Raw genomic sequence first — 26,352 nt, forward strand, 5'->3', positions numbered from 1 at the left:
GCCGGGCAGCATCCTGCCCCTGGGCGGCTTGGAATTCGGCCACAAGGGCTTCGCCCTCGGCACCCTGGTCGAGGCGCTGACCTCAGGGCTCGGTGGTTTTGGCCGCAAGGACGGAATCGATCGGTGGGGCGCGGCAGTCTGTGTATTGACCCTGGACCCCGAGTTCTTCGGTGGCCTCGAAGCACTGCGGGCGGAAATGGGCCACTTCGTCGATCGTTGCCACAGCAGCCGCCCGCGCGTGGCCGGCGAACCGGTGCGCATGCCCGGCCATGCGGGCCTGGCACGCCGACGCCGCTATCTGGAAAGTGGCGTTCCCCTACCCGACGACGTGTGCCAGGCAGTGCGCCAGGCCGCGCAGGATAGCGGCCTGGACTGCCCGTTCTAGTCCGCGGCCAGCACTGCGGCGCGGCGCCAGGCCGGGTCATGGATCAACTCAGGGCCGAGTTCGGACAGCTTGCTGCAGCCGAGCAGGCCCAGAGTCCGCTCGACCTCGCCACGCAGGATTTCAATCGCATGACTGGCGCCCGCAGCACCGCCTGCCGCCAGCCCGTAGAGCCCGGCACGGCCGAGCAGCACGCCATCGGCACCCAGGAGTAGTGCCTTGACGATGTCGGAGCCACGGCGGAAGCCGCCATCGAGGAACACACTCAACTGCCCCTTGGCCAGACTGACCACCTCCGGCAGCACCTCCATTGCCGAGACCGCACCATCGAGCTGGCGGCCACCGTGGTTGGACAACACCACTCCATCGACCCCGTACTGCAACGCCAGCCGGGCGTCTTCGGGATGCAGCATGCCCTTGACGATCAACCGTCCGGGCCAGAGGTCACGCAGCCAGGCGATGTCCTGCCAGTTCAGGCTCGGGTCGAGCTCGGCCGCCAGGGCACTGGCCGCGCCCTTGACCGAGTCCTGGCCGGGCGGCAGCAGATCACCGAGATTCTGAAAGCGCGGTACGCCGTTGGGGATCAACACGTCCCAGATCCAGCGTGGATGGCGGAGCACATCCAACTGATTGCGCAGGTCGAGCTTGAGCGGCCGCACATAGTTGCGCCTGTCCCACTCTCGATTGCCAAAGATCGCACTGTCGGTGGTCACCACTATGGTTTCCAGTTCCAGCGCCTTGACCCGGTCGACCAGCTTTGCGACGTGCGCACGGGTGCGGTACAGGTAGATCTGCATCCAGGCGCGCACGCCCTCGACGCGGGCGATATCCTCGATCGAGACGGTCGAGGCGTTGCTGAGGATGAAGGGAATGCCCGCCCGCGCAGCCACTTCGGCCAGACGCAAATCCCCCTTATCGGTGAGCAGGCCGTTGAAGCCGGTAGGGCCGAGCATCATGGGCATGCTTGCCGGGCCATCGAAGAAACGCGTCGTCAGGTCACGCACCGCAACGTCGCGCAGGGTGCGCGGCTGCAGGCCGATGCTTTCGAAGACCGCGCGGTTGCGCCTGAGGGTGACTTCATCGTCCGCACCACCCTCGAGGTACTCGAAGGCGAAGTGCGGCAGTCTGCGCCGGGCGATAGCACGCAGCTCCTCGATATTCTGCGCACGGCGGTAGTCACCACCGGGATAGAGGCGTCTGTTCATCGCTATCACCTGGTCAAAAAAGGACGACCGCGCAAGCGCGGCCGTCGATTACACGCGGTTGGTGGCACTTAGCGCTGCCAGGCCTGGACGTCTTGGGTCTGCTCACCCAAGCCGGCGATGCTCAGGGTCATCCGGTCGCCCGGCTTGAGAAACTGCGGCGGACTCATCCCGGCGCCGACTCCCGGCGGGGTGCCAGTGCTGATCACGTCGCCCGGGTTGAGCGTCATGAACTGACTGACGTAACTGACGATTTCCTCGATCGAGAAGATCATCGTGCGGGTATTGCCCTGCTGGCGCAGCTCACCGTTGACCGATAGGCGCAGTTGCAAATCGGCGACGTCGGCGACTTCATCGCGGGTGACCAGCCAGGGGCCAATGGGCGCGAAAGTATCGGCGCTCTTGCCCTTGTCCCACTGACCGCCGCGCTCAAGCTGAAAGGAACGCTCGGAGACGTCGTTGACGATGCAGTAACCGGCGACATAATCCATCGCCTCGGCGCGCTCGACATACTGCGCCTTGCTCCCGATCACCACGCCCAGTTCCACTTCCCAGTCGGTCTTGCTCGACCCCCGCGGCAGGATCACCGGATCGAACGGGCCGCTGATGGCGCTGGTGGCCTTCATGAACAACACCGGCTCCGCAGGAACCGGCAGGCCGGACTCCTTGGCGTGGTCCGCATAGTTCAGACCGACGCAGACGATCTTGCCGATCCGTGCCAGCGGCGGGCCGAGGCGCGCATCGGCCGGCACCAGCGGCAGGCTGGATTCATCCAGCGTCGCCAGCTCGGCAAGCTGCGCCGGCGCCAGCAGTTCCGGGCTGATGTCGTCGATCACCGCGGACAGGTCGCGAACGCGCCCCGCAGCATCGAGCAGGCCGGGCTTCTCCTGGCCGGCAGGGCCATGACGCACTAGCTTCATGGCGCGCCCTCTTCGCTCGCACGAACCCGCACGCCATTGATCTCACCGAGTACATCGAACAGGTGCGGCACGAACTTCTCGCCGTGGCCCAGGCTCTTGGCTAACAGGAACGTCTGGTACACCGACTCGGCAACTATCCCGGTGGAGGGCGCCAGCTTGGTCAGCTGGGTGTAGTAGCGCATGTCCTTCTCGCAGTTGCCGAGGGCGAACTGCTGTTGCGAGTCATCGCCGTTGAGCACGAACGGGATGATCCGCTCGAAAGTACGGCTGTAGCCACCGCTTAAACCGCAGATATCGGCGAAGGCACGTAGATCGACTCCGGTCTTCGCCGCGGTGCAGAAGGCCTCGGCGAGGATGCTGGCATTGCCCAGGGCGATGAAATTGTGAATCACCTTGGCTTTGTGCCCGGAACTCACCGGGCCCAGGTGATGGATGGTTTCGGAAAAGCACTCAAGCACCGGACGCACCAGCTCCAGTAAGTCCGCGTCGCCACCGGCGAGAACGTTCAGGCGACCCGCAGCCGCGTCCTTGGGCGTGCGGTTGACTGGAGTATCCATGTAGCGACCACCCCGCTCGGTGATCTGCCGCGCCAGTTCCTCGGTACGGTTCGGGTCTCCGGTGCTGCAGTCGATTACGACCAGGCCCTTGTGCAGGCCCGCCAGCAGACCGGTCTCACCAGCCAAGGTCTGGGCAACCTCGTTGGAGCCAGGCAGGCAGAGGAAGACGATATCCACGCCGCGGGCCAGCTCTGCAGCCGTATCAACCTCGCTAGCACCCTGGCTCACCAGATCATCGATCGGCTGCCGATTACGATGCCCCAACACCGTGAGCGGATAGCCCTTCTTGAGTATGTTCGAGGCCATGCCATGACCCATCAAGCCGAGCCCGATAAAGCCTATTTTCAGGTCTGCCATGCAAGTTGCTCCCATTAGCGATGTTTAGCGCTGAAGACTGGTCGGACCTCAACCGCAGAGCCCGTTCCTCGCCAAAAACGAAGTTGTCTGACTGCCGAGAAGGCGTCCTTGAGCCGACCAGTGCCTGGCGCGGTGTGCTGGGTTACTGCTGGTTACGGACTTTCTGGATTTCGTTGGTCATGGCCTGCACCAGCTCCACCCCGTACTCCTGGGTGAACTTGTCGGTGACCGGTTTGAGATGCTCGCGCATACGCGCGATCTCTTCAGGGGCCAACACGTTCACTTGCATACCGTGCTTAGCGAGAGACTCGCGCGCCGTCACGTCCATTTCGCGAGAAACCTTGCGCTCGTAGGCCTGAGCCTCGGCAGCCGCTTCCAGGACAATTTCGCGTTCAGTGGCTGACAGCTTGTCCCAAGTCTTCTTGCTAAAGATCGCCACCAATGGGTCGTAGAAATGCCCAGTCAGCGACACATACTTCTGCACTTCGAAGAACTTCGAAGTCTCAATCGCTGCCAGCGGGTTCTCCTGGCCATCCACCGTCCGGGTTTCCATTGCGGTGTAGAGCTCGGTGAAAGACATCGGCGTGGCATTGGCACCAAGCTGGTTGAAGGTTTCTATAGCGGTCGGAATTTGCTGCACACGAATCTTCAAACCCTGAAGATCCTCCAGCTTGGTTATAGGCTGCTGGCTGTTGGTCACATGGCGGAAGCCGTGATCCCAGTAACCCAGACCGATCAAGCCATGCGCCGGCAGGGTTTCCAGCAGCTTCTGGCCGACCGGACCATCGAGTACTGCATCGACTTCCTTGGCGTTCTCGAAGGTGAACGGCATGCCATACATGCCGAATCCTTTCTCAATCCCGGCCAGCAGGCCCGGGGTGACCATGGTCATGTCCACGATGCCGCCCTGAACGGAGGAAATAACCTGCGCATCGCCACCGAGTGTGCCGCTGCCGAAGACCATCACTTTAATCTTGCCGTCAGTCTTCTCCTTCATGATGTCGGCAAACTTCTGCGCCCCCAGTCCGTGCGGGTGGTTCTTAGCCTGCACGAAGCCAACCTTGAAGACTCTCGAACTGATCTCGTCCGCATGACTGGCGGCGGAGAACGCCAGGCTCGAGCACAGCAGAGCGGTCAGTACTTTTGGAATTATTCTCATGACTTTCCTCTTTTTTCAGTTTTATCGACACTTTCTAATGGCATTCACAGATGCCTGAGCTATCCGTCCCTGGAGCCCACGGTACGCAGCACTTCACGCAGTCGGCCCCAGGGACAGAGATTTATTGCGCCAGCCAGCGGGCCGGCACCATCAGCAGTTCGGGGAATGCGATCAACAACAACACCACCAGTAACTCGGCGATGAGAAATGGCAGGGTGCCCTTGACCGTATCGATGAAGGGAACCTTCGATACGCCCGAGACTACGTTCAGCACCAGGCCGACGGGGGGCGTAATCAAGCCGATAGCACAGGTCATCACGAACAACACGCCGAAGTACACCGGATCGATGCCAGCGGCTTCAGCCACCGGCAGCATCACGGGGACCAGAATCAGAATGATCGGCGACATGTCCATCGCCATTCCGACCGCGATGATGATGGCCACGATCAGCAGCATCAGCAGACGCGGGCTGTCCATCAGTGGCTCGAGCAGGCCGATGATTTCCGCGGGCAGATCGGCCACGGTGATCACCCAGGCTGCGACCAGAGCGGATGCGACCAGAAACATCACCATGCTGGTCGTGGTCACTGCCGACGACAGCACCCCATAGAGGTCACTGACTTTCAGTTCGCGGTAGATAAACATCGATACGAACAACGCATACACCGCCGCGATGACGCCGGCCTCGGTGGGGGTGAACACGCCGAATTTCAGCCCCACCAGAATGATCAGCGGCAGCAGCAGGGCCCAGATGCCGTCGCGGAATGCGCCAATTACCTCCCGAGTCGTGGCGCGTTTCGGAGTGTCGATGACTTCCCGACGCGAAACCCAGTGCCAGGCGAAGCACAGCGAAGCGCCCATCAACAATCCGGGCACTATCCCTGCGAGAAACAGTTTGGTGATCGACACGTTGCCCGCCACGCCAATCAGGATCAGGCCGATCGACGGCGGAATCACCGGCGCGATGATTCCCGCCGAGGCAATCAGGCCCACGGAGGTCGCCTTGTTATGCCCAGCCTTGACCATCATCGGCACTAGCAGCGCCGACAGGGCTGCAGCATCGGCAGCAGCGGAACCGGACAGGCTGGCCAGCAGGCAGGCGGCCAGAATGGCGACATAGCCGAGACCGCCCTTGATGTGGCCGACCATGGCCACCGCCATGTTGACGATGCGCTTCGACAGGCCGCCGGAGTTCATCACTTCACCGGCCAGCATGAAGAACGGTATCGCCATCAGCGGAAAGCTGTCGGCGCCATTGATCAGGTTCTGCGCGATGATTTGCGCATCGAACAGCCCCAGGTAGTACATCATCGCGATGCCGCAAAGAATCAGGGCATAGGCGATGGGCACGCCGATAACCATCGAGCCGAGAAGCGAGCTCACGAATATGCCGAGGATAGCCATTTCACCACTCCAATTCTTGTTGTTCGGTGCCCGTCGCCAGCGGCGGCGGACTGCATAGCCGTATTGGGCTTGCGGGTCGATCGCTAGCCGAAATGGCCTTGCGAGGAGGCTTCGGCTTCGGTTTCGGCAAGCTGGAATTCCTTGCGCACGACCAGGCAGAAGATCTCATGCAGGTGGATCAGCGCTGCGGAGCTACCGAAGACCAGGCCGGCACCATAGAACAAGGCCATCGACAGGCCGGTCACCGGTGACGGGGTATTCCAGTTGATCACTACCTGCTGCCAACTGCCCCAGAAGAACAGCAGCGAACAGGCCAGCATCAACAACTGGCTGGCGACCAGACTGAGTCGTTCACCCCAGGCCGGCATCTTCTTCAATGCCAGGTCGACCCCCATGTGGCCACGCTCCTTGAGCACCAGGATGGCGCCAATAAAAGTCAGCCAGACGAAGGCCCAGCGCGACATTTCCTCGGAGATGGTGATCCCCTGGTTGAACCCGTACCTGAGGACGACGTTGCCAAATACCAACACCACCATGACCACCAGTCCGGCCACAGCCAGCAGTTTGAGCAACTGGAAATAGCCATTGACCAGCTTGCGCATCACTTGTCCTCCTGCGGGACGGTGATACCGCCATAGGCAGTGGCGCAGTTCTGCGCTGAACATAACTCCGCACAGGTCATGCCTAGCATGGTGAACGACGCATGCCGAGTCGTGGTGCGCGCTCGCGAGGCAATACGCGGCAAGGCTGATGGGAAGGAAGAAACAGTATTGAGCATGATGAACGGGCCTCTTTTTGTTTTGTTTTGTTCGCTGAGCAAGCAGCGCAATTTGCGAGCGACACTAGCATCAACAAACATTGCATGCAATGTTCATCTTTGCCACTATCGCTTCATTCCTCCACAACAACAAACCGAGAAAACCTATGCAGCTAATCACCCGTACGCAGTCCGTAGTCGTACTCAACGAACAGGACTCGGTGGCCGTTGCGCGCAAGCCCATCGCCAAGGGCACAACGGTCGCAGAGATCGGCCTGATCGCCGAAGACGACATTCCCAGCGGCCACAAGATCGCCCTGCGGGCCCTAGCCCCGGGAGACGCCGTGATCAAATACGGGCAGACCATAGGCGTCAGCATCCAAGCAATCGCCGCCGGCGCCCATGTGCACACGCACAACGTGGCGATGCCGCCGAACCATGCCAATGGCGAGTTGCCACCAGCCGTAGTACGTACACCGGTACTACCGCATGAACAGCGCCGGCGCTTCATGGGCTACAGGCGCTGCGACGGCCGGGTCGGTACCCGCAATTACATTGGTATCCTGTCCACTGTTAACTGTTCGGCCACGGTGTCGCGCGCGGTCGCGGCGCACTTCAATGGTTCGGCTCATCTGGCCGAGCACAACATCGACGGCGTAGTGGCGCTGACCCATGGCAGCGGCTGCGCCATCAACACCGAATCGGAAGGTTTCCAATTCCTCGAACGCACCCTTTGGGGCTACGCGCGCAATCCCAACATCGCCGGCGTGCTGCTGATTGGTCTGGGCTGCGAGACCAACCAAATCTCCTCGCTGATGAAGAAATACCAGCTGGTCGAAACGCCGAACTTTCGCGTGTTCAACATCCAGCATGCCGGCGGCACCAGGCGCAGCATCGACAAGGCAATCGAGCAGGTGAACGAGATGGTCCTCGCCATCGGACGCCTGGAGCGCACCGAGGAAAGCGTCGAGCACCTGATCCTGGGCTTACAATGCGGCGGCTCCGACGGCTATTCCGGCATCACCGCCAACCCGGCACTGGGCCATGCCGCCGACCTGCTGGTGCGTAATGGAGGCACAGCAATTCTCAGTGAGACCCCGGAGATTTACGGCGCCGAACATCTGCTGATCCGCCGCGCGGTGAGCCACGAGGTGGCCAACAAGCTGCTCAGTCGGCTGACTTGGTGGGAGCACTACACCCGCATCAACAACGCCGAACTGAACAACAACCCCTCGCCGGGCAACAAGGTCGGCGGCCTCACCACCATCCTCGAGAAATCCCTTGGTGCCGCGGCCAAGGGTGGCTCAACCACACTCAACGCGGTCTACGAATATGCCGAGCCGATCAGTGAAAAGGGCTTCGTGTTCATGGACAGTCCTGGCTATGACCCGGTGTCGGTAACCGGACAGATCGCTTCGGGCGCAACCCTGATCTGCTTCACCACAGGCCGCGGCTCAGTGGCCGGGTTCAAGCCGGCGCCCTGCCTCAAGTTGGCGACCAATAGCGAGATGTACCGGCGCATGGAAGAGGACATGGACATCGATTGCGGGGGGATCATCGAAGGTCGCGAGACCGTCGCCCAGGCCGGTGAGCGCATCTTCGAGGCGCTGATCGAAGTAGCCTCAGGCGCGCCGTCGAAGAGCGAGAGCTACAACTACGGCGACAACGAGTTCGTGCCTTGGTCGGTCGGTGCGGTGACCTGATTTCTCAGCCAAGGCGCTCCAGGTAGGGTACTTCGGCGACCGAGTTGTGCGCCTTGAAGTAGGCCAGGCGCTGGCCTACCTTACGTTCGGCGATCAGCAGGTGCTCTTCCATGCTCGCCGCAGCCAGGCGCGGCTCACCGCGCCGCAGGTGCTCGAAGATTTCCAGGTGCTCCTGAAAAAACGGCTCCTCCTCGGGGAAGTAGTTCTTGTTCAGCAGGATGTGTTTGCCGGACAGCAGCAGTGAGTGGGTGCGCCTGAGCATCTGCAGCATCTCGCGGTTGGGGCAATAGCTCAGGGTGCGGATGTGCAGGTCGCTTTCCAGGTCGTCGAACTCGCGGCTTTCCATTTCAGGGTATTGCACCATCGCCTGCTTCAGGCGGGCGATGAAGTGCAGCAATTTCTCCATCGGAATATGTTCAGCGGCACGAACCAGCACATAGGGCTCGAGGCGGCGGCGCACCTCGTAGAGGTCTGCCAGGCGCTGACTGTCCCACTCGATCAGCTGCCAGCGCGAGCGCTCGTCCTTCTCCACCAGACCCATCAACTGCAAGCGAGTCAGCACCTGATTGGATACGGTACGACTGATCCTGTAGTGCTTGGACAGCTCCAGCTCATTGATCTGATGCGAACCGAATATCGAATGATGCAGTAGCTCACGCTCGATGTCGTTGTACACCCCTTGCCAAGACTCGGTCTTGCGTGGCCGACTCTGTCCGGGCAGCACGGCGAAGGCATCGGCGTCGAGCTTATTACGGATCACCTGGCTTGGCCGCTGGCCCGCCAGGTAGCCGCGGCCCTCGAAGGTGCTGATCCGCCTGTCCTCGTGCAGCCTCGCCAGCGCTTGGCGAACCGGCGAGCGGCTGACCCCGAATATCTCGGCCAGGCGCCCCTCGAGGATCAGTGTGCCCGGCACAATACGGCCGTCATCGAGACTCGCGGCAATCACATCGTAAAGCTGATCGTTGAGGTGCTTTTTCATTGGGATGGAAATTACAGGTCTGCAGATGATGCATCTAACAGGATGCCAAGTGACTGTATCCTCTCATACTCACCTAACTCATGTGCCGAACTCCTTCCTCTTCCTCAGTGGCCCTGCTGCAAATCATCAATAGCACCTCGAAGGCTGTCCGAGAATGCGGTGCCAACCCGACTGCCCAAATCACCATCTGATCACCCGAAGGTGAGCTACGGTCATCTAAGCATCAACAAAAAGTCTCGTTATCCGCTTTACGAGGTCCGGCGGCCTGTGTTTTTAGGGAAAATTTTCCTGCCGCCTTCAGGTGCTGCGGACACTGAAGTCATCAAAACCAAGGTTTTTGATCTGGCCAAATACCGGCTCAACGATGGTTTTGCGATCGTTGTAGACCTCTCGACTGTTTCAGCCGCTGCACTTTTGACCCAGGTAGCGGAATCTCATTCACCCGGCTTCGAGTGCCGAACCCGTTGTTGCACTTCGCTTTTCAGACTGCAGGGTTTGCTCAGCATAGCGTCGGCACCCGGGTCGATAATGCGTCGGCGGCACCAAGGTAATGCGCTCAGGGCGATATTCTCGGCCATGGGCCGCTGGGTTTCTCTGGGATATTTGTACAAATGCCGCCGTGCCGTGGTTGCCTGTCGGCGCGCGGCAGCGCTACTGTCGGCCCAACCGCCGCATTGAACTGCCGGAAAAGAAAGGGCTACGCGGATAGCCGGAGCGTCTTGATCAGCAGACTCTGCAGGCTGTCTACGGCTTTCGAGCCCCTGGAGGCCCGGCTTCGGCACACGGCCACCTCCATAGGCTCCAGAGGTCCGAGGCCATGCTCGCTGCCGAGAATTTGCAGGTGTTCGGGGGCGCTGCATTGGGTCAGCACCGCTACCGCCAGACCACTCTCGACGGCGGCAATCTGGCCTGCCAGGCTGGAGCTGTTGTAGACCACGCGGTACCGTCGTCCTTGCAAGGCCAGCGAGTTGATGGCGCTACCACGCGCCATACTGGTGCTTTCATAGACGGCAATCGGCAGCGGATCGCGTCGCCAAAGCTCGAACTGCGCGGAGCCTACCCAGACCATGGGCTCGCGGAAAAGCAAGGTGCCACGCCGGGAATGGTCTCGGGAAACCAAGGCCAGATCCAGTTCGCCGTTGCCAATCCGTGGAATGAGAGCAGTCGACTGCTCGCAGTTCAGTTCGATCTCCACCCCGCCATGCCGTGGGGCGAATCGCTTGAGCACCGGCGTCAGGTACTTGGCCGCATAGTCATCAGGCACCCCGAGTCGTAGGCGGCCGGTGAGTTCCTCGCCGTGAAAGGCCGCCAGGGCTTCGGCGTGCAGATCGAGCATGCGCCGCGCATACCCCAACAGGGTTTGTCCATCCGTTGTCAGTTGCAGGTGCCGTGGCCCGCGTATCAGGAGCTGACGCCCCAGCGCCGTTTCCAGCTTTTTCAGCTGCATGCTCACCGCTGACTGAGAGCGATGTACCTCTGGGGCTGCGCCGGTCAACGAACCGCTATCGACGACAGCGACAAAGCACTTCAGCCAGTCAATCTGGAGGTCTTGAAAAGTCATGCGGTCAACCCTTGCATCAGATTATCGAATGGCATGCCGTTGAATTATGCGTTTTTCTTCAGCTCACGTCAGGAGCATAGTGCTGCCATGAGCGAGCCAGCGCCTTCCATTGGCGACTGAGCACGCGGGAAGGTCGCTTCAGCAGAGATCATCCCACCCATATCGGCAATAGCCAGAAGACACCAATCAGAGGCGCTGCGAGATGTCAGACAGGGATACGAATGTGCATGAACTCAACCGCCAAGATGTATGGGTTGGCTTCAAGCAGCTCGTGCCCCTTTCCATTTTCGTTATTGCGTTTGGGGCAGCGTTTGGACTGGCCGCAACACAGGCCGGCCTGGACGATCCCTTGACGCTGATCATGAGCACGCTGGTCTTCGCCGGTGCCTCGCAGTTTGCCGCGCTGGAGCTGTGGGGCAGTCAAATACCGATAGTCCCGCTGGCTCTCACCGTCTTCGCCATCAATGCTCGCCATCTCCTGATGGGGGCTTCTCTCTATCCCTGGCTGCGCCATTTATCACCGGCAAAGCGCTATGGCGTGATGCTGGTTGCCTCCGATGCCAACTGGGCAATGTCCATGCAGGCGTTCAACCGTGGGCAACCGGGCTTCGGGCTTTTACTGGGTGGCGGTCTCGCCCTCTGGTCATTCTGGGTATTCGGTACCTGGCTGGGCATTTATTTTGGCGGCGCCATCCATGACCCCATGAGTTTCGGCCTGGACATGGTGATGGGCTGCTTCCTGCTGGCAATGGCTGTTACTGGGGAAAAGAATCCACGGCTATTGGTCATCTGGACAGTCGCCGCCTGTTCATCGCTGATGGCCTACTGGTATCTGCCAGCCAACAGCCATGTCGTTGTGGGAGCACTGGCGGGCGGTGCCTTGGGTGCGCTGTGGACGGAGAAGAAGCGATGAGCATTGAAACGGCTGGTTTTGGCACGCTGATCGTTGTGCTGATCATGGCGGCCGTGACGCTGGCGACCCGTTGGGGTGGTGTGTTCGTGATGTCGTTTGTGCCCATCGGCTACAGGGTTCAACAGTTCATCAGCGCCATGTCCGGCTCGGTGCTGGTGGCACTCCTTACACCGCTGGCGATTGATGGCGACACGAGCGCACGCCTGGCTTTATTGACCACGGCAATCATCATGCTGCTGAAGAAGCCCCTGCCCGCGATTGCGGGCGGAATACTGGTTGCCGCCCTTTTCAGGCAGTTGTGAAGGGACGAGACGCTGGATCGGAGTAGCGCATCTTGCCCTCGAGTTGCCGCGCCATCGCCGCCCTGGTGCTCGCGGATGACCAATGGCTCGGCCCAGATGCATGTTTGCGCCTTCAGTATCGAACCCGGACGGGATCAAAGATCCCGCATCATCAACCACTGCTCCTTCTCCCAGGCCTGGAAACGTTCCAGCAGCTGCCAGCCACGCTTCGCGTAGTAGTCGTTGCGGTCATGGGTGTGCAGGTACAGGCGCGCATTGCCGCTGGCCTTTGCTGCGGCGCAGATGCCTTCGATCAGCTGTTCCGCCAGGCCTCGCTTGCGTGCCTGAGGGGCGATGAAGACGCAGGCGAGTCAGGGTCCGAGTTCCGGACGTTCGGGCAGGTCGTTGCTGGCGAGTGCCGCGCCGCCGAGTAGCTGGCCGTTCTCGACGGCGATCAGGCATTGCCAGGCGCCGTTGCCCTGGCCCTCGGCGAATTCACGCTGCCAGTCGGCCAGTGGCTGCTCGATGAACTCGTAGGCGAACTGGCGATGCAGCCACTGCGCCAGGGTGTCGCTGTATTGCATGTGGTCGCGCAGCCAAACCAGGCGGGGCATGCGAGTTCTTCCTTGTGCGTTTTTGCTCGGTGCGCACAGGGGACCGGAACGACGCAGCACGGTCAAGCCGAATACGCGACCGGTCGCCATGGTGAGCCGCCCTCAGCGGCCCAGACGCTTGATGCCCTAGGCCGGCTCCACCTCGCCCTCAGTCAGAAAGGCGACCAGATCGGCGGCGAAGTGGGACAACGACTCGCGTTTGCGCACGCACACCTTCAGGTCGCGCTGCGCCCAGGGCTCTTCGAGCTCGACGACGGCCAGCGGGGACAGTGAGGCGCCTGTCGATACGGCGCTTAGGGGCACCATGCCCAAGCCGACGCCGGCGCTGACCATTCTGCACACGGCCTCGAAGCTGCGCACCTGGATGCGCACTTCGAGATGCCGGCCCAGCGCGGCCGCGGTGTTCATCGTGAAGGTGTGGATGGCCGACCCCGCATGCAGCATCACGAAGGGGTAATCGAGTACCTCGGCAAAGCGCGTGCTCGCCCGCTGCGCCAGCGCATGGTCGGCGGGGGCGATCAGCACCAGCCGGTCGGTGCGGTAGGGAATGAGTTCGACTTCGGCGCCTTCGACCAAATCCGCCACCACACCGACATCGACCTCCCCGCGGGCCACGGCCATCACCACTTCGGGGCTGGTGTGCTCCTCCAGGGTGATGGTGACCTGCGGATGACGCTGCAAAAAGGTCGCGAGGCTGTCCGGCAGAAAGGTATGGGTGGCGTGAGTGTTGGCCCACAGGCTGACATGCCCGCGCACGCCTTTGGCGTAGGGCGCGAGGTCGGCGTGCATCTGTTCGAGCTGGGCGAACACCTGGCGCGCGTGGCGCAGCAGGGCCTCGCCGGCGCGGGTCAGGCTGACGCCGCGCGGCTCGCGCAGCAACAGCGCGGTGCCGATCGACTCTTCCAGCGCGCGCATGCGATGGCTGGCCGAAGACGGGGCCAAATGCACGCGCTCGGCGCCACGGGTCAGGTTCTTCGCCTCGGCAATCGCGACAAAGAGGCGCAGGTCGGTCAGGTCGTAGCTCATAGGGTTGGTTAAATCCGAACGCCAGGCTGCGAAAACGCCAATTCTATAGGGGTTATACACCCGTCATCATTCGGTTCAAGACAACTCTTCGGGATTTACCCGCTATGCCATGGAAAATGTGGTCGGCCGAACGAATGGGCATCGCGCTGGCGATCCTTGCCGCCTTTGGTTTTTCCTTCAAGGCGATTTTCGTCAAGCTGGCCTATGCCGCCGCGCCGGTGGACGCGGTCACGCTGCTGACCCTGCGCATGACCTTTGCGTTGCCGATAGTGCTCTGGGTCAGCCTCTCGCTGCGCCGTTCCGCGCCGCCGTTGACGCGTAAGGACTGGGGCCTGCTGATCGCGCTGGGCCTGCTCGGCTACTACGGGGCGAGCATCCTCGACTTCATCGGTCTGCAGTACATTTCCACCGCACTCGAGCGCCTGATTCTGTTCATCTACCCGACCATTACCGTACTGATCGGCGTGCTCGCCATGGGCAAGCGCCTGGAGAGACGCCAGGTGGCTGCGCTGTTGCTGTCCTATGCCGGCATCGGCCTGGCGTTCGCCCACGACCTGCAGGTGGCGCAAGACATCAACGCCGTGCTGATCGGTGCGGCCTTCGTCTTCGGCTCCGCGGTGTCCTACGCGCTCTATAGCGCCGGGGCCGAGATCGCGGTGCATCGCCTCGGCACCGTCCGCTTCGCCGCGCTGGCGATTCTGGTGTCCACCGTCGCCACGCAACTGCACTTCCTAGCCACCCAACCGTTCTCCGCGCTGATCCAGCCAGCGCCGGTCTATGTGTATGGCGCGGCGATGGCGCTGTTCTCGACGGTACTGCCGGTGTTCTGGCAGTCGGCCGCGGTTCGCCAGATAGGCGCGGCGCGCACCGTGCTGATCGGCACACTGGGCCCGATACTGACGATCCTGTTCGGCTGGCTGCTGCTCTCGGAGCCGGTTTCCCTCGCGCAACTGGTCGGTGCCGGCCTGGTGCTGGCGGGCGTGGTGCTGGTCTCGCGGCGCAACAGCGCGCCGGTTCGGCAGAAGGCTGGTGGCGAGGCGGCCTCCACTACAGGGTCTGTCATCACGCAACTCGCCCCATCCGGCGAGCCAGCGCACGACTTGCCAACGCGATAGCCAGCGCGGTGGCGACCAGCGCCAGGGCCACCGCGAAGGTGACGCGCATGCCGCTGGCAACGGCCTGCGGATGCGCCGTGGTGATATCGCGGGTCGCCGAGGCGAACACGAACACCGCGCCCATCGCCGATGCCCCGGTGATAAGCCCGAGATTGCGCGACAGGTTGAGCATGCCGGCAATCACGCCCCGCTGGTTTGCGGGCACATCGGCCATGACCGCGGTGTTGTTGGCCGTCTGGAACAGTGCATAGCCCATGGTGAGGACGACTAGGGGGGCAATATAGCAGCCGATGCCGAGCCTCTCCGGCAGCAGCGCCAGCAACAGGCAAGCGGCCGCCATGCCGACGAGCCCGACGATGGTCATGCGTTGGGCGCCAAAACGGTCCGCGATGCGACCTGCGGGTGTCGCCGTCAACGCCGCGACAAAGGGCCCGACCGCCAAGGTCAATCCCACCCGAGCAGCGTCCAGACCGAGCCCGTCCGACAGGTAGAACGGCCCGACCACCAGCGTCGCCATCATCACCGTCGAGACCAGCGCGCTCATGGCGAGGCTGCCACTCAGCAGCGGATCGCGAAACAGCGCCAGGCGAATCAGCGGTGACGCGACCCTCGCCTCGACCCATACGAACAGGCCGATGCCGACGCCAGCGACCAGCAACAAGGCCATATCGAGCCCGCGTCCCATGGTCATGGCCAGCGCATAGGCCGCGAGCGTCAGTGCCAGCAGCAGCGTGCCCAGCGGGTCGAAGCCACCACGCTCGGCCTTCGGCGTTTGCCGGTCGGCGGGCAAGTAAAGCCGCGCGAGCAGCAGCGCCAGGGCACCCAGCGGCACACTGATGAGGAAGATGGCCTGCCAGCCGAACCCGGCGATCAGCACGCCGCCGAGCGACGGCCCCAGCGCGGTGCCAATCGCCGACATGCTTCCGAGCAAGCCAATGGCGCTGCCGGTCTTGGCCTTGGCCACCGTCTCGCCGACGAAGGCCATGGTCAGAGCCAGCATGATTGCCGCGCCGAGGCCCTGCAACGCGCGGGCGGCAATCAACAGTTCGAGGCTGGGTGCGAGTCCGCACAGCGCCGAGGCCAGGGTGAACAGGAAAATCCCGGCCAGGAGCAAGCGCCGCCGCCCCATCAGGTCGCCGAGCCGGCCGACGCTGACGATCAGGGTGGTGATCGCCAGCAGATAGGCGATAACCACCCACTGCACGTCCTGGAAGGAGGCGTCGAACGCCTGGGCCAAGGTCGGCAAGCCGACGTTGGCGATGCTGATGCCGAGCGAGGACAGCAACATGGATAGCGACAGGCTGGCGAGCGCCAGCCGAGCCGCAGGCATCTGCTGCGCACTTCCCGCTACGGCCTCAGTTGGTCCTGCAATAACCGGCTTCATCACGCCCTCCTTTGTTCTGGCAGCTCCCGAAGCGGAGCTGTCAGAAATCTACGCCGGCGCGTAACCTGGCGGAAGGCGCAGCATTTGCAGGTTATTCGTGCGTTTGACGCCTGATCAAAATCACGTCATGCCAGGGGCGAGCCATGTCCACACCCGATCTCAACTTGCTGATCACCCTCGATGTGCTGCTCGCCGAAGGCAGCGTGGCGCGCGCCGCCAAGCGCTTGCGGCTGAGCCCCTCGGCGATGAGCCGGGCGCTGGCACGCTTGCGCGAGACCATGGGCGACCCGCTGTTGGTGCGGGCCGGACGCGGCCTGGTGCCCACGCCCCGAGCACTGGAACTGCGCGAGCGGGTCGCGCAACTGGTGCAGGATGCCGAAGCGGTGCTGCGCCCCGCCGCGCAGATCGACCTCAAGCAGCTGGTGCGCACCTTCACCCTGCGCAGCAGCGAAGGCTTTGTGGAGAACTTCGGGCCGGCGCTGATTGCACGCATCGCACAGGAAGCGCCTGGCGTGCGCCTGTGCTTTATGCAGAAGCCGGACAAGGACAGCACGCCGCTGCGCGACGGCACCGTCGACCTGGAAACCGGTGTGGTCGGCCAGGACGCCAGCCCCGAGTTGCGTACCCAGGCCTTGTTCCGCGACCGTTTCATCGGCGTGGTGCGCGCGGGCCACCCGCTGAGCCAGGGCGAGGTCACCCCGGCCCGTTATGCGGCTGGCGGGCACATCTATGTTTCCCGGCGCGGGCTCGACAAGGGCCCTGTCGACGAAGCGCTGAAATCGCTCGGCCTTGCGCGGCAGGTCGTGACCATGGTCGCCGGCTTTTCCACCGCATTGGCGTTGGCGCGCGCCACCGACCTGATCGTCAGCGTTCCCGAACGGCACACCGCCAGCCTGCGCAACGGCATGCACAGCTTCGCTCTTCCGCTCACCTTGGCGCCGTTCACGGTCGCCATGCTCTGGCACCCGCGGATGGATGCCGACCCGGCGCATCGCTGGTTGCGCGGGTGCTTGCGGGAGGTGTGCAAGCAGTAGGCAGCGCGTCGGCTCCAGGCGATCTGCATGGCGGCCTGGAGGTTGGCGAATGGCGGCTTGGGGCGGTGGTAATTGATGGCAGGAGCCGGCCACTGGGCCACGGCGGAGCCATTGTGCGACGCTGCGATCCTTGAGCCGTTCGTGGGTGGAATGCGCAAGGCCGGTCTTCCCCAGTGACACGCCGGCGTGACCTCGCAAACGGCGATTATCGGTGGTGGTGAAAATAGCCGCTCAGCGACTGCCAAGGGTGGATGGCCCCTCCGGAAAACCGCGAAGAGGTTGCCACGAGACAGCCAAACGCTCGCCTTTTTGATTGCTGCCGATGGCTATCGCTGCGCTCAAACCTGCGCGGCCCGCGCCATCCTGGGGGGCTGCATGGTCTCACCGGCCGCTTCTGGTCGTACCCAGCCAGACAAGCCAGCCGCGAACGACCACCTGCCTAACGCCCGAAAACCCAGGGTCGTTTCAGGCCTTTATCAATCGTCCCGGGTCCGCACTTCCAGCAGTTCGATCTCGAAGATCAGGTTGGAGTTGGGCTTGATATGGGGGCCGAACTCCGTTGCGCCGTAGCCGAGGTGGGCCGGGACGAAGAGTTTGCGTTTGCCGCCGACGCGCATGCCCATCATGCCGATATCCCAGCCCTTGATCACGCGGCCGGTGCCGATCACGCACTGGAAGGGTTTGCCGCGATCGTAGGAGGAGTCGAACTTGGTGCCGTTTTCGAGAAAGCCGTCGTACTGGGTGGTGATCAGGGCACCCTTGACCACTGCCTTGCCCTCGCCTACCCGAATATCTTCAATCTTCAGTTCGTCGCTCATCTTCTACTCTCCTGGTTGGTCAAAGAGTTGTCTCCACACAGGCTACTGAGCCTGCGACCTTAAAGAATGAGACAGCCCTCTGCGTCGCAAGTCACTTGGATGTTGGTTCCAGTATGGCCAACAACGCCGACAGGCCCTCGGCCAGCTGCGCGCGGGTGGCCGCCGACAGCGGGGCGAGAAGGCGCGCCTCGTTGTCCACGTGGGCGCTGAGGGCACGGTCGATCAGGTCGAGCCCGGCGGGACTCAGCTGCACCAGCAGGCTGCGGGCATCGCTGGGGCTGGGGATACGGCTGACCCAGCCGGCGGCTTCCAGTTGCTGCAGCTGCCGGGTCATGGTGCCGGAGGTGATCATCAGTGCCGAGAACAGCGCGGTAGGCGCCAGGCAGTAAGGGTCACCGGAGCGGCGCAAGGTGGCCAGCACGTCGAACTCCCAGGCGCTGAGGCCGAAGCGGCTGAACACCTGATCCAGCTCCCGGCGCAGCAGGGCCGAGCAGCGGCCGATGCGGCCAATCACCGCCATGGGGCTGGCGTCCAGGTCCGGGCGCTCGCGCTGCCACTGTTGCAGGATGGTGTCGACGGCGTCGGTCGGGCGTTGGCTGGACATGTTTTCCCCTCCGGGCATTTATCTTGAATTCAAGACATCTATGGATTAGGCTTAGTTTATCTTGAATGCGAGATAATTCCCATGAGTCCTGCACTGGTACGCAACACCTGGTTCACCGCCCTGATCACCGCCCTGGCGCCACTGATCTGGGGTTCTACCTATATCGTCACCACCGAGCTGCTGCCGCCGGACCGCCCCTTTACCGCGGCCATGCTGCGGGTGCTGCCGGCCGGCCTGCTGCTGGTGCTGTTCTGCCGCCAACTGCCGGCGCGCAATCAGTGGGGGCGCATGCTGATATTGGCGGCGTTGAATATCGGCTGCTTCCAGGCCCTGCTGTTCGTCGCCGCCTACCGCCTGCCCGGTGGCTTGGCTGCGGTGGTAGGGGCCATCCAGCCGCTGCTGCTGATGGGCCTGCTGTGGACAGTGGAAGGCCAGCGTCCGGCGCACCTGGCCATCGGTGCCAGCCTGCTGGGGATTATCGGCATGGCCGCCCTGCTGTTGTCACCGGATGCCAGCTGGGATGCCCTGGGCATCACAGCGGCATTTGTCGGCATGGCCTGCATGGCGTTGGGTACTTACCTGACCCGGCGCTGGCAGACCCATCTTGCGCTGCTGCCCTTTACCGGCTGGCAGTTGCTGCTGGGCGGCCTGATGCTGCTGCCAGTGGCCCTGACCCTCGACCCAGCGCTACCCGCCCTGAGCCTCAGCCAGGGGTTGGCCTATGCCTACCTGTCGCTGTTCGGCGCCATGCTGGCCTATGTCCTGTGGTTCCGTGGCATTGCCCGGCTATCGCCGGTGGCAGTGTCATCCCTGAGCCTGCTAAGCCCGGTGGTCGCCGTGCTGATGGGCTGGGCGCTGCTCAACCAACACATCACCGGCGTGGCCCTGATCGGCCTGCTGGCGGTGCTGGGCAGCATCCTGCTGGTGCAATGGGCCTCGACCACTCCCGTGACGGCCACCCAACGATCCACTGACTGACTGTACAACGGAGACTGCCATGAACCTTGCCATCAACGCCCTGATCGAAACCCGCGCGTCCACCACCCGCTACCAGCCGGGGCGCGAACTGCCCGAAGCGCTGATCCGCCAACTGGTGCAGCTGGCCACCTGCGCGCCATCGGCCTACAACCTGCAAAACTGGAAATTCATCGCTGTGCATTCGGCACAAGCCAAGACGCGCCTGCACGCCCTAGCCTACGAGCAGCGCCAGGTGCTGGACGCCTCGGTGACCTTTATCGTCTGCGGCACTCTGGCCGCCCACCATGGTTTGGCTCAGGCGCTGCAACCCTCAGTGGAGGCCGGCATTCTGCTGCCTTGGCTTGTGGACAGCTGGGTGAACGCCGCCAGCACCGCCCATATGGATAATCCGCAACTGCAGCGTGACGAAGCGCTGCGCTCGGCCTCGCTGGCAGCCATGACCCTGATGCTGGCCGCCCAGGGCATGGGCCTGGCCAGCGGGGCCATGAGCGGCTTCGATAGCGAAGGCGTGGCTGGGGCATTTGGCCTGACGGCCAATGAACTGCCGGTGATGCTGGTGACTATCGGCTATCCGACCGCCGGCAACTGGCCACAGAAAGTGCGCAAGCCGCTGGGCGAGGTTCTCGCGTTCGCCTGATGGTCAGCCCAGCAGCGCAACCTGCTATTGCGCCCGCTGCGCCAGTGGCAGCTCGCGCACATTGCGCGGCCGCTGGCTGAGAAAGCGCGTGCAGCTGACGCGCAGGAAGGAGGCGAAATTCACCACCTCGCCGCGGTAGTCCATGACTTCGTCGTAGAGCTTGCTGATCAACTGGTTGGTGGTCATGCCGTCGACCGCGGCGATCTCGGCGAGGATGTCCCAGAACTGGTTTTCCAGGCGCAGGGTGGTGACCACGCCACGAATGCGTAGCGAGCGTGAGCGGGATTCGTAAAGGATGGGGTCGGCTTTGACATAGAGCTCGCACATGGCATGCCTTTCCTCGGGCGGGTGATGGGTAGGAGCCTGGGGGACGCCTAGTCGGGGACGCCCAGCCCCCCTGGCTCCGACGGGGGCAGTCTACAGGCTGATCTGGGTGCCCAGCAGCCTGAGGAAGGCGGCCAGCCAGGCCGGATGCGCGGGCCAGGCCGGAGCGGTGACCAGGTTGCCCTGGACATGGGCCTGGTCCACGGCGATCTCCATGTAGCGGCCTCCCGCCAATTGCACTTCCGGCCCGCAGGCCGGGTAGGCGCTGCATTCGCGGCCGTCGAGCACACCGGCGGCGGCCAGCAGTTGGGCGCCATGGCACACCGCGGCGATGGGCTTGTTGGCGGCATTGAAGGCCTGCACCAGGGCCAATACCTCGGCATTCAAGCGCAGGTATTCCGGGGCGCGGCCGCCGGGAATCAGCAGGGCATCGTAAGCGTCGGCCTTGACCTGGCTGAAGTCGAAGTTCAGGCCGAAGTTGTGCCCTGGCTTTTCACTGTAGGTCTGGTCGCCTTCGAAGTCGTGGATGGCGGTGCGCACGCTTTCTCCGGCGTTCTTGCCCGGGCAGACCGCATGCACGCTATGGCCAACCATCTGCAAGGCCTGGAACGGCACCATCACTTCGTAGTCTTCGACATAGTCGCCGACCAGCATCAGAATCTTTTTCGCAGCCATGAGCGTTCTCCTGTAACGGGTTGAGGGGGCGCAACCAGTATCCGCGCCCCATCCAGCGGACAGGTAATAGCCTAGGACTACATCGCCAGGAAAGATGCCCGCACGTCGGACTGTTGCCCGCGGGCGAAAGGCGGCTTAGCAGGCCGCTGAGAAACTACTGCATTCGGTTATGCTTTCGCCTTGCCTTCGCTCGCTACATTTCTCAACCGCCTGCTAGCGACGGCGGTCGAGCAGGTTCACCACCAGCCGATCCAGCCAGCCCCACAGGCGCTCCTGCACGCGCCGCCACCAGGGCCGGGCGAGCCAGTATTCCTGGCTGATCTCGAGACTGTCGGCGAAGTCCGCCTGGAAGCTGGCGACCACAGCGGCGGTCAGCTCCGGGTCGAGCGCTTCCACATTGGCGTCGAGATTGAAGCGCAGGTTCCAGTGATCGAAGTTGCACGAGCCGATGCTGATCCAGTCGTCCACCAGGACCATTTTCAGGTGCAGGAAGCGTGGCTGGTATTCGAAGATCTGCACCCCGGACCTGAGTAGCTTCGGGTAGTAACGCTGGCCGGCATAGCGCACCGGCGGGTTGTCGGTGTGGCGGCCACTGAGCAGCAGGCGCACCTCGACCCCGCGTTCGGCCGCCTTGCGCAGGGCGCGGCGGACTTTCCAGGTCGGCAGGAAATACGGCGTGGCCAGCCAGATGCGCTGCCTGGCGCCGCGCAACGCACGCACCAGCGACTGCAGGATGTCACGATGCTGGCGGGCATCGGCGTAGGCCACCCGGCCCAGGCCCTGACCGACCGGCGGCGACAGCGGCAAGCGTTTCAGCCCGGGCACCGGCCTTGGCCGCCAGGCAAAGCGTGCATGCAGGGCATGCCACTGGCGGTCGAACAACACCTGCCAGTCCGTCACCAGCGGCCCGGCGATTTCCACCATGACTTCGCGCCAGGTGCTATCCGCCTCGCCGGGGATCCAGAACTGATCGGTCGCCCCGGTGCCGCCGATGAAGGCCAGCCGGCCATCGACCAGCAACAGCTTGCGGTGATCGCGATAGAAATTGCGCATGCCGCGACGCCAGCGCAGCGGATTGTAGCGTCGCAGTTGCACGCCGGCCTCGCTCAGGCGCCGACGGTCGACCTGCAGCAGCGCCTGGGAACCGTAATCATCGAACAGGCAACGCACCGCGACGCCGCGCTGCGACGCCGCGCACAAGGCTTGCAGCAGGACTTCCATGCAGGCGCCACTTGCCACCAGGTACAGTTCCAGTGCGACCAGTTCGCGGGCATCGTCGATAGCCGCGATCATCCGCGGGAAGAATGTCGGGCCATCGTTGAGCAAGGCAAACTGGTTGCCGCCGCGCCAGGGGAAAACCGTCCCGGGCATCAGTACGCAGCCGGCAACAAGGAGCAGACAAGGCAGGTTCGCATAAGTCCCCGTAGGTTGAACGTCGAGCCCGCCACCATAGTCGCCCGTGGCGGCCTTGCAAAGCCCACCGCGCCTGATCGCTCAAAGCCTGTGAAAATATCGAGCGCAGGCGCGAGCCGCAGCATACGAGCGTTTTTTCACAAGCGCTCACGGCTGTGGCGGGATTAACCCGGCCGGCAGCAACTGGCAGCCCTGCCGCGGGCCGAGCCAGATGGCGCTATGGGTGCGGCCCAGGCCGCTGGCGGTGACCCGTTTGCGGCTCTGGTCATCGAGCAACTGGCTGACCGGCACATACTGGCTCACATAGCCTTCGCAGTAGGGCGCGGGGTGGTTCATCACGTAGCGGCAGGAACAATATTCCTTGGCCGTGTAGGCGCCGATGATGTCGGGGAAGGCCTGCAGGTGCGCGCGATTGTGCCAGCCGAGCCCCACCAGCAGCAGGACGATCGCCAGCAGCAGCATGCGCAACGGACGACGACGGATCATGGTTGCACCTCGCGGGCAAAGGCGGCGCCGACCCGCTTGAGCAGTTGATTGTGCTGGAAGCTGGCGTCGCGATCATCGGCGTAGCGCACGATCACCAGTTTCTCCGCTGGCAACACATACAGTCCCTGGCCCCAGTGACCGAGGGCGGCGAAGGCATCGGCCGGCGCATCCGCCCAGGGCCTGGCCGCACCGGGCAGTTCGGCGTTCAACCACCAGTGCCCGCCCGGCACGGCGTCCCCCGCCTCGGCGTTCTGCGCCTGATAATTGACCAAGGGCGTGCGGTTGAATGCGACCCAGGCCGGCGGCAGCACCTGCCGTTCGCCCCAGCGACCATCGCGCTGCATCAACAGGCCGATGCGGGCCAGGTCACGGGCGCTCATGTAGGCGTAGGACGAGGCGACGAAGGTGCCGGCGGCATCGGTTTCCCAGACCGCCGAGGTGATGCCGAGCGGCTCGAACAGCGCGCTCCAGGGATAATTCGCATAGGCCTCGGCGCCGACCATGCCCTTGAGGGCGGCGGCCAGCAGGTTGCTGTCGCCACTGGAGTAGCGAAACCGTGTGCCAGGCTCGGCAGCGGCGGTGTGCGCTGCGGTGAAGGCCGCCATGTCCGCACGGCCGCGGGTATAGAGCATGGCCACCACCGAGGATTTCAACGGCGCGTATTCGTAGTCTTCGTGCCAGTCCAGGCCCGAGGCCCAGTTGAGCAGATGGCCGACCTCGATCCGCGGGTGCCGGGCGAACGGCGGGTAATACTGCGCCACTGGCGCATCGAGCTGGAAGCGGCCCTGGCCGTAGGCGACGCCCAGCGTGGTGGCGAGCAGGCTCTTGCTCATCGACCAGGCCAGGTGCGGGGTGTCGGCGCTGGTCGGCCCGGCGTAGCGCTCGTAAACCAACCGGCCATCGCGCACGATCAGCAAGGCATCGGTGCGCACGCCCGTGCGGTTTGCGTCGTCGCGGGCGGGAAAGGCATAGGCCTCCAGTTCGGCGATGGCCGGACTCGGCGGCACCGGCTCCTGCGTCCAATCGGCAGCCGGCCAGCTTTCGGCCTGGACCAGGCCGGCGCCGCTCACCATGACGAGGAGCAAACCGAGCCGATACGGCAGGGAAACGCGCATTGCAGTGCCTCCGCGGATGACCAAACGCCACCCTAGCACGCCGTCGATGACGCTAAAAAGCGCGTGTTTCCGGCGCGCAGGCAACAGCATCGTGGCGACACGCGGCGTCGAAGATACGGCTGGGTCTGCTACGGCTGCAGGCCCAAGGCGGCCTGGGCTTTGGCCAGGCGTTTGCCGCGGGCAGAGGCGGCAAGCGACAGCAGGCCGCGGTCGCGTTGCCACAAGACCGCCCAGTCCGCCGGTCCGGCGGCGAAGGCCGCATGCAACTCGGTGTCGAGTGCGGCGAACTGGGCGAACAGTCCGGCCAGCAGCAGGTGGGTGGCAGGTTGCTTCGGGCCTTGCCGGGCCACTTCGGCGCAGCCGGCGAGCAGGCCGAGCAGGCGCAACTGCAGGGCCTGGGGCCAGTTCGAGTCCCGCCCCACGCCATACAGCCAGGCGCCCACGGCGGTCAGCACGTGGAGATCCTCGATGCTGCGAAACGGCTTCACGTAGTCGTCCCAGCCATCGCCGGCCAGGCGCTCGCAGTGGGCGCCAGCCAGATGCAGGCGGGCGTGGCCGATATCGGGCATCAGGGGCAAGCTCGGCAGCACCTCGTTCCGCACCCCGGGATCGCCATTGCGCACCACGCCCAGGGCCAGCCGTACCGGTTGCGCCGGCTGCTCTTCGCGGGCGGCGACCAGCAGCCAGTCGGCGGCATCGCCTGCCGTGACGAAATCCTTGCGCCCGTGCAGCTGCAGGCCGCTCAGGCGGGTCTGCATGTCCGCCGGGCGCACGCTCTTGTGCTCGGTGACGCAGAGCGCGCCCAGCGACCAGGGCGCGGACAGCCAGAGCGCCCGTAGCGCGCCTTGATAGCCGGCGAGGAAGGCCAGCCCCGGAGTAGCCGCCAAACGCCCGCCGAGCAAGGCCAGCTCGAATGGCGACGGCCTGCCCAGCCGCGCCAGCAGCGCGGCATACCAGTCCTCCAGGTTGCTGGCGGCCGGCAGGCGTTGATGGGTTTGCAGCAGGGATTGCCAGGGCATACGCAGTTCCTCGACCGAGATGGAGTCGTAAGCGGCGGTCACACAAGCATCACCAAAACGTCACAGGGGTGACACCGCTGCTACCTAGCCTGAGCTTGCCCAACAAGATCGACCGGCTGCAAGGCAAAAAAGCCGGCCAACGGAGATGACGGCATGACCCAGATGGCAATCACCCGCGACCGCAACACCCCAGCACGTCGCTTGCAAGCCGAGCGGCTAGTCGGCCCCACTGCCCTGCGTGAAGCCCAGGCCCTGCGCTTTCGCGTGTTCAGCGCCGAATTCGATGCCAAGCTCAAGGGTGCCGAGTTGGGCCTGGACATGGATGATTACGACATACACTGCCAGCACATCGGCGTGCGCGACCTGAACAGCGGCCTGCTGGTGGCCACCACCCGCCTGCTCGATCATCGGGCCGCCGCCGACCTGGGCCGCTTCTACAGCGAAGAGGAGTTCAACCTGCACGGCCTGCCGCACCTGCAAGGCCCGGTTCTGGAGATCGGCCGCACCTGCGTCGACAGCGCCTACCGCAACGGCGCCACCATCGCCGTGCTCTGGGGCGAACTGGCCGAAGTCCTCAACCAGGGCGACTACCGCTACCTGATGGGCTGCGCCAGCATTTCCATGCAGGACGGCGGCATCCAGGCCCAGGCGATCATGCAGCGCCTGCGCGAACGCTACCTGTGCACCGAACACCTGCGGGCCGAGCCGAAGACCCCGCTGCCGGCCCTGGAGGTGCCGAGCAACGTAATCGCCGAGATGCCGCCGCTGCTCAAGGCCTACATGCGCCTGGGCGCGAAAATCTGCGGCGAACCCTGCTGGGACCCGGACTTTCAGGTAGCCGATGTGTTCATCCTGCTAAAGCGCGACGAACTCTGCCCGCGCTACGCCCGCCACTTCAAGGCGGCGGTCTGAAGCGACTTAGCTTGTAGGAGCG

At 63.7% G+C, this 26,352-nt stretch carries 27 protein-coding genes and 1 pseudogene; 9 read left to right on the top strand and 19 right to left on the bottom strand.

The window, feature by feature from the left end; all coding sequences use genetic code 11:
- Window positions 1–385: Ldh family oxidoreductase (locus tag ABZE94_RS00835; RefSeq protein WP_372873643.1), on the top strand; the 385-nt coding region annotated here is incomplete at its 5' end.
- On the opposite strand, the gene ABZE94_RS00840 is transcribed toward ABZE94_RS00835, so the two are convergent.
- The 6 genes from ABZE94_RS00840 to ABZE94_RS00865 form a co-directional block, all read right to left on the bottom strand.
- Window positions 382–1,587 carry an alpha-hydroxy acid oxidase gene (locus ABZE94_RS00840; RefSeq protein WP_372873644.1) on the bottom strand — a complete coding sequence of 402 codons (1,206 nt, stop codon included), beginning with the start codon at window positions 1,585–1,587 and terminating at the stop codon, window positions 382–384. The genes ABZE94_RS00835 and ABZE94_RS00840 overlap by 4 nt on opposite strands.
- A gap of 68 nt (window positions 1,588–1,655) precedes the next feature.
- Window positions 1,656–2,504, bottom strand: coding sequence for a fumarylacetoacetate hydrolase family protein (locus ABZE94_RS00845; RefSeq protein WP_372873645.1), 849 nt, complete (start codon window positions 2,502–2,504; stop codon window positions 1,656–1,658).
- Window positions 2,501–3,418 (bottom strand): NAD(P)-dependent oxidoreductase, encoded by a 918-nt coding sequence (locus tag ABZE94_RS00850; protein ID WP_372873646.1) that lies wholly within the window; start codon window positions 3,416–3,418, stop codon window positions 2,501–2,503. The genes ABZE94_RS00845 and ABZE94_RS00850 overlap by 4 nt, the downstream gene beginning before the upstream one ends.
- Window positions 3,419–3,560: 142 nt before the next feature.
- Entirely contained in the window at window positions 3,561–4,577 is a 1,017-nt protein-coding gene (locus tag ABZE94_RS00855; RefSeq protein WP_372873647.1) for a TRAP transporter substrate-binding protein, read from the bottom strand.
- A gap of 121 nt (window positions 4,578–4,698) precedes the next feature.
- Window positions 4,699–5,982 carry a TRAP transporter large permease gene (locus tag ABZE94_RS00860; protein ID WP_372873648.1) on the bottom strand — a complete coding sequence of 428 codons (1,284 nt, stop codon included), beginning with the start codon at window positions 5,980–5,982 and terminating at the stop codon, window positions 4,699–4,701.
- Window positions 5,983–6,065: 83 nt separating this feature from the next.
- A complete protein-coding gene (locus ABZE94_RS00865) occupies window positions 6,066–6,584 on the bottom strand; it encodes a TRAP transporter small permease (RefSeq protein WP_372873649.1) in 519 nt (172 codons plus the stop codon).
- A 322-nt stretch (window positions 6,585–6,906) separates the two neighbouring features.
- On the opposite strand from ABZE94_RS00865, the gene ABZE94_RS00870 reads away from it, so the two are divergent.
- Window positions 6,907–8,442 (top strand): UxaA family hydrolase, encoded by a 1,536-nt coding sequence (locus ABZE94_RS00870; RefSeq protein ID WP_372873650.1) that lies wholly within the window; start codon window positions 6,907–6,909, stop codon window positions 8,440–8,442.
- Between the two features lie 4 nt (window positions 8,443–8,446).
- Here the strand turns inward: ABZE94_RS00870 and ABZE94_RS00875 are convergent, their stop codons facing one another.
- Window positions 8,447–9,421: a GntR family transcriptional regulator gene (locus ABZE94_RS00875; RefSeq protein ID WP_372873651.1), complete on the bottom strand. Its 975-nt coding sequence runs from the start codon at window positions 9,419–9,421 to the stop codon at window positions 8,447–8,449.
- A 697-nt stretch (window positions 9,422–10,118) separates the two neighbouring features.
- Window positions 10,119–10,982: a LysR family transcriptional regulator gene (locus ABZE94_RS00880; protein ID WP_372873652.1), complete on the bottom strand. Its 864-nt coding sequence runs from the start codon at window positions 10,980–10,982 to the stop codon at window positions 10,119–10,121.
- Window positions 10,983–11,184: 202 nt separating this feature from the next.
- On the opposite strand from ABZE94_RS00880, the gene ABZE94_RS00885 reads away from it, so the two are divergent.
- On the top strand, window positions 11,185–11,895 hold the full coding sequence (locus ABZE94_RS00885) for an AzlC family ABC transporter permease (protein ID WP_372873653.1): 711 nt from the start codon (window positions 11,185–11,187) through the stop codon (window positions 11,893–11,895).
- Window positions 11,892–12,197, top strand: a complete 306-nt coding sequence (locus ABZE94_RS00890; protein WP_372873654.1) for an AzlD family protein — start codon at window positions 11,892–11,894, stop codon at window positions 12,195–12,197. Before ABZE94_RS00885 ends, ABZE94_RS00890 begins: the two co-directional genes overlap by 4 nt.
- Before the next feature lie 134 nt (window positions 12,198–12,331).
- Here the strand turns inward: ABZE94_RS00890 and ABZE94_RS00895 are convergent.
- Both ABZE94_RS00895 and ABZE94_RS00900 read right to left on the bottom strand, forming a co-directional pair.
- A pseudogene (locus tag ABZE94_RS00895) lies at window positions 12,332–12,790 on the bottom strand (GNAT family N-acetyltransferase).
- Between the two features lie 126 nt (window positions 12,791–12,916).
- Window positions 12,917–13,816 carry a LysR substrate-binding domain-containing protein gene (locus ABZE94_RS00900; protein WP_372873655.1) on the bottom strand — a complete coding sequence of 300 codons (900 nt, stop codon included), beginning with the start codon at window positions 13,814–13,816 and terminating at the stop codon, window positions 12,917–12,919.
- A gap of 104 nt (window positions 13,817–13,920) precedes the next feature.
- Between ABZE94_RS00900 and ABZE94_RS00905 the strand changes: the two genes are divergently transcribed.
- Window positions 13,921–14,931 carry a DMT family transporter gene (locus tag ABZE94_RS00905; RefSeq protein WP_372873656.1) on the top strand — a complete coding sequence of 337 codons (1,011 nt, stop codon included), beginning with the start codon at window positions 13,921–13,923 and terminating at the stop codon, window positions 14,929–14,931.
- Here the strand turns inward: ABZE94_RS00905 and ABZE94_RS00910 are convergent.
- Window positions 14,879–16,315 carry an MFS transporter gene (locus ABZE94_RS00910; protein WP_372873657.1) on the bottom strand — a complete coding sequence of 479 codons (1,437 nt, stop codon included), beginning with the start codon at window positions 16,313–16,315 and terminating at the stop codon, window positions 14,879–14,881. The two genes, ABZE94_RS00905 and ABZE94_RS00910, sit on opposite strands and share 53 nt — an antisense overlap.
- Window positions 16,316–16,458: 143 nt before the next feature.
- Here ABZE94_RS00910 and ABZE94_RS00915 point away from each other — a divergent pair, with 143 nt between their 5' ends.
- Window positions 16,459–17,349: a LysR family transcriptional regulator gene (locus ABZE94_RS00915; RefSeq protein ID WP_372873658.1), complete on the top strand. Its 891-nt coding sequence runs from the start codon at window positions 16,459–16,461 to the stop codon at window positions 17,347–17,349.
- Between the two features lie 476 nt (window positions 17,350–17,825).
- Here the strand turns inward: ABZE94_RS00915 and ABZE94_RS00920 are convergent, their stop codons facing one another.
- Window positions 17,826–18,167 carry an FKBP-type peptidyl-prolyl cis-trans isomerase gene (locus ABZE94_RS00920; protein WP_372873659.1) on the bottom strand — a complete coding sequence of 114 codons (342 nt, stop codon included), beginning with the start codon at window positions 18,165–18,167 and terminating at the stop codon, window positions 17,826–17,828.
- 91 nt (window positions 18,168–18,258) lie between these two features.
- Window positions 18,259–18,771 carry a MarR family winged helix-turn-helix transcriptional regulator gene (locus tag ABZE94_RS00925; protein ID WP_372873660.1) on the bottom strand — a complete coding sequence of 171 codons (513 nt, stop codon included), beginning with the start codon at window positions 18,769–18,771 and terminating at the stop codon, window positions 18,259–18,261.
- Between the two features lie 81 nt (window positions 18,772–18,852).
- Between ABZE94_RS00925 and ABZE94_RS00930 the strand changes: the two genes are divergently transcribed.
- Window positions 18,853–19,749: an EamA family transporter gene (locus ABZE94_RS00930; RefSeq protein WP_372873661.1), complete on the top strand. Its 897-nt coding sequence runs from the start codon at window positions 18,853–18,855 to the stop codon at window positions 19,747–19,749.
- Window positions 19,750–19,768: 19 nt separating this feature from the next.
- Window positions 19,769–20,386: a nitroreductase family protein gene (locus tag ABZE94_RS00935; protein WP_372873662.1), complete on the top strand. Its 618-nt coding sequence runs from the start codon at window positions 19,769–19,771 to the stop codon at window positions 20,384–20,386.
- A 24-nt stretch (window positions 20,387–20,410) separates the two neighbouring features.
- On the opposite strand, the gene ABZE94_RS00940 is transcribed toward ABZE94_RS00935, so the two are convergent.
- From ABZE94_RS00940 to ABZE94_RS00965, 6 genes are all read right to left on the bottom strand, one after another.
- On the bottom strand, window positions 20,411–20,713 hold the full coding sequence (locus tag ABZE94_RS00940; RefSeq protein WP_372873663.1) for a ribbon-helix-helix domain-containing protein: 303 nt from the start codon (window positions 20,711–20,713) through the stop codon (window positions 20,411–20,413).
- A 90-nt stretch (window positions 20,714–20,803) separates the two neighbouring features.
- On the bottom strand, window positions 20,804–21,385 hold the full coding sequence (locus ABZE94_RS00945) for a DJ-1/PfpI family protein (RefSeq protein ID WP_372873664.1): 582 nt from the start codon (window positions 21,383–21,385) through the stop codon (window positions 20,804–20,806).
- Between the two features lie 213 nt (window positions 21,386–21,598).
- On the bottom strand, window positions 21,599–22,756 hold the full coding sequence (locus ABZE94_RS00950; RefSeq protein ID WP_372873665.1) for a phosphatidylserine/phosphatidylglycerophosphate/cardiolipin synthase family protein: 1,158 nt from the start codon (window positions 22,754–22,756) through the stop codon (window positions 21,599–21,601).
- A 189-nt stretch (window positions 22,757–22,945) separates the two neighbouring features.
- Window positions 22,946–23,284 (bottom strand): amidase, encoded by a 339-nt coding sequence (locus ABZE94_RS00955; RefSeq protein WP_372873666.1) that lies wholly within the window; start codon window positions 23,282–23,284, stop codon window positions 22,946–22,948.
- Entirely contained in the window at window positions 23,281–24,399 is a 1,119-nt protein-coding gene (locus ABZE94_RS00960) for a serine hydrolase domain-containing protein (protein WP_372873667.1), read from the bottom strand. The genes ABZE94_RS00955 and ABZE94_RS00960 overlap by 4 nt, the downstream gene beginning before the upstream one ends.
- 128 nt (window positions 24,400–24,527) lie before the next feature.
- Window positions 24,528–25,418 (bottom strand): acyl-CoA dehydrogenase, encoded by an 891-nt coding sequence (locus ABZE94_RS00965; protein WP_372873668.1) that lies wholly within the window; start codon window positions 25,416–25,418, stop codon window positions 24,528–24,530.
- Between the two features lie 153 nt (window positions 25,419–25,571).
- Between ABZE94_RS00965 and olsB the strand changes: the two genes are divergently transcribed.
- Window positions 25,572–26,330: an L-ornithine N(alpha)-acyltransferase gene (gene olsB, locus ABZE94_RS00970; RefSeq protein WP_372873669.1), complete on the top strand. Its 759-nt coding sequence runs from the start codon at window positions 25,572–25,574 to the stop codon at window positions 26,328–26,330.
- The last annotated feature ends 22 nt before the right edge of the window (window positions 26,331–26,352 follow it).

Source organism: Pseudomonas sp. (genome assembly GCF_041601375.1).
GTDB lineage: Bacteria > Pseudomonadota > Gammaproteobacteria > Pseudomonadales > Pseudomonadaceae > Aquipseudomonas.